We start from the raw sequence: 2925 nt of genomic DNA on the forward strand, positions 1-2925 counted from the left end.
GCAGTGTAAAGCGTGGTGCCGAAGTTCGATGAGAATTACCTGCCGAAGATAACTGAGAATCGGGTGCCGAAGTTACGTGAGAATCACCTGCCGAAGTTTATGCAATTTTGCAAGTGGCGAGAAGTTGCTGGGCTGAATTCCGCTGCGTAATCAGAGGGATCAAGACTGCTCAGGAATTATCGTGCCTAATTTTGAATCTGTTCCGTTAAGTTGATAATGCCAGAGACAGCAAAGCGCTGAACGTCTGATTCTGCGTTGAAGCTGTCACCTGTTCGGGCACTGTCAAATGCGTAAGAAAGGCTTCAATTCCAACTGCACCTTGAGTGGTTGGATCATCCTGTTCAACTCGTATCAGTGAATCTGGTTGAACGGGATCTTAGGCAGAATAGTACAGGCTTTCTTTGAGAAGAAATTCTGAAATTTTCCACCTAATTCCCTTGCCGAGGGGTAGCGTGCGGAACGTAAGTCGATCTAATGTGCCAAATTCCGGGATTAGGCAGAAAGAGTCCATCTAATTCCCCAACTTAGGGTGTTATCCCGACTTTGTGCAGTCTAAATCGCCTGGCGAGGGCATTAGGGCGACAGTTTTCAGTCTAATGTCTAGATTCGGAGGATTAGACGGAAAGAGTCAGTCTAACTAGTATTTAGACCGCGATTCGTATGGCTCATCGAATTCATGTGCTCGGGCAGAAAATTTTTATCTTTTCTTTGTCTAAGATCCACCTTTCTAATTAAATTTCAGACCAGCGCTGCTTCCACGTAGGCAGTGAACAGCATACAATTTTGCCAAATTACAGTCAGCCGTTTGTAGGAGATTGCCAATGACGGAGGTTAGTACTGGCCTTTACTGGTTGTTCCAGTCACTCCTTGCTTTTATGCCCTATTTGCTGGCGGGTCTGATCGCTGGCGCGATCGCCCTAGCAATCGGTGTTTTCCTCGCCCGCTTTCTGCTATGGGACTGGTTGCTGCCTCTTGAAGAGTCATGCTTGTTGACTCTCAAAGCGTGGGCTAATCCGGCCCTAGACCGCTACATGACAGCCATAACCTGGCTGGCTCAGGGCGAAATTACTATCCCTATACTCATTGTGATCGGAGGAATTCTGGTTTACCGCAACGAGGCGGTTGCAACCCTGGTTTTGGCGATCGGGCTGAGCGGTTCATGGCTGCTTAACGGCATCTTCAAGTCTCTCTTTCAGCGAAAACGACCCGATCTGTGGGCATCTTCTCAACGTCCGATGGATTACAGTTATCCCAGCGGTCACGCCATGAGTGCAATTTCCTTCTATGGTTTGTTGGCGGTTAACCTGACGCACTGTCTGGGTATTCCTTTAGGCATCACTGCCCCCTTGGCAACTGGCTTAACCTTAGGGGTGGGCTTTAGCCGGGTATATTTGGGTGTGCATTGGCCGACAGATGTCTTGAGTGGATGGATTGCTGGCGGCATCTGGCTGGGAGCGTGCCTGTACGGACTGATTCAGATTGGTGGGATTTGAACTGAGATTGATAGGCGAGCAGTGAAAACGCTGTCAGCTTTAAGGGAAAACCGCTCTCTCAGGATCTTTAAAGTTACTGCGTCAAAACAGGACTTCCGCTTTCGTCTGCAAACTTTGCCAGTAGCTCAGGTGTAGGCACGCAAATCCAAAGGGCTCTGGGAATCACCTCAACAGTGACTGGGGTAGTGCCCAGGCACTCTCCGTCTGCATGAACGTCTAAAGGTGGATAGCTTCTGACCTCAATCTTAGAGGCTCGATAGGTGTTGAGCCGTTCATGAGGAAGTCGGTCACCCCGCATCGCTGTAAAGAAGTGGCGCAGATGATCCCACTTGGAGGGATTGTCAATGTAAATCACGTCTAGCTTGCCATCATTCATTTTTGCCTCAGGTGCTAAGGCAAACTCTACCCCATAGCGAGGGCTGTTGCAGATGTTGACTTGTAAGGTGCGCAGACGACGCATCCGTCTGCCGTCGAAGCGTAAGACCAAACGGTGCGGTCTAAATTGCACAAAAGTTTTGACCCCTGAGAAGATACTTTTAAGGGCAACCAGATAATTTTTCTTGATTCCTTCTTTGACTTCATCTCCACAGGGAAAGAGTGAGGCTTCTAGACCCACGCCTACCACTTCCATGAAGTAATAATTGTTCGCCTTGCCCATATCAAACCGACCATGCTCACCCTCTGCCAGGGTCTGGATAGCTTGGGTTAAATCGGTGGGAATATTCAAGCTAGCCGCAATGTTATTACGCGTTCCTAGCGGAATAATGCCTAGCATAGTTTGAGTATGCGCTAGTCCACGTGCTACGGCTTCGATCGTGCCATCGCCCCCGGCGACAATCACAAGTTTAGCGCCTGCTTTAGCAGCATCAGCAGCTAAACCTTCACCATCTTCATCGGGTGTAGTGGTGCAGACTTCAGCTTGAATGCCTTGAGTTTGCAGAGCTTCTGCTAGGTCAGTTAATAACTCAGGATTCTCGACAGGGCCAGAGGTAGGATTGACGATGAGTCGGGTATTCATCGCTGGCTTTTTCCTAAAGGTTTGAAGTTGGAGAGGGTGGAAGCGTGAGGTTGAACTCTGCTCATGCACCCTTGCTTAGCAAAAGGCTTACTGTCCATTCGTTACGCCCAAGCGATGAGCTGATAGAACTCCACTTTCAAACTATAGCTGTCAGTTTCGACTTTTCCTTCCATCGATAAGCTGATATGTGGCTCAACGGCATTATCAACTTAACGGAACAGATTCAAAATTAGGCACGATAATTCCTGAGCAGTCTTGATCCCTCTGATTACGCAGCAGAATTCAGCCCAGCAACTTCTCGCCACTCTTCAAATCGTTGACGCAGCTGTTTTCGGTAGCGTTTTGCACTTAGTTCATGTTGCTTTGGATGAAAGTGTCCTCGAAGCGGTTCAAACGCGGAGAGAAATCGTTGCG

2 protein-coding genes and 1 pseudogene are annotated in these 2925 nt (G+C 48.6%); 1 reads left to right on the forward strand and 2 read right to left on the reverse strand.

All coding sequences use genetic code 11. The features are described 5' to 3' along the window. Positions 1–220: 220 nt before the first annotated feature. A pseudogene (locus NC980_RS26205) lies at positions 221–319 on the reverse strand (integron integrase); the annotation flags it as partial. Positions 320–1031: 712 nt separating this feature from the next. Between NC980_RS26205 and NC980_RS26210 the strand changes: the two are divergent. Continuing rightward, positions 1032–1493, forward strand: coding sequence for a phosphatase PAP2 family protein (locus tag NC980_RS26210; protein WP_190377080.1), 462 nt, complete (start codon positions 1032–1034; stop codon positions 1491–1493). A 73-nt stretch (positions 1494–1566) separates the two neighbouring features. Here the strand turns inward: NC980_RS26210 and NC980_RS26215 are convergent, their stop codons facing one another. Continuing rightward, entirely contained in the window at positions 1567–2511 is a 945-nt protein-coding gene (locus NC980_RS26215) for a YegS/Rv2252/BmrU family lipid kinase (protein WP_190377081.1), read from the reverse strand. Between the last annotated feature and the right edge of the window lie 414 nt (positions 2512–2925).

The sequence above is a fragment of the Leptolyngbya sp. AS-A5 genome (assembly GCF_039962495.1).
GTDB lineage: Bacteria > Cyanobacteriota > Cyanobacteriia > Leptolyngbyales > Leptolyngbyaceae > Leptolyngbya.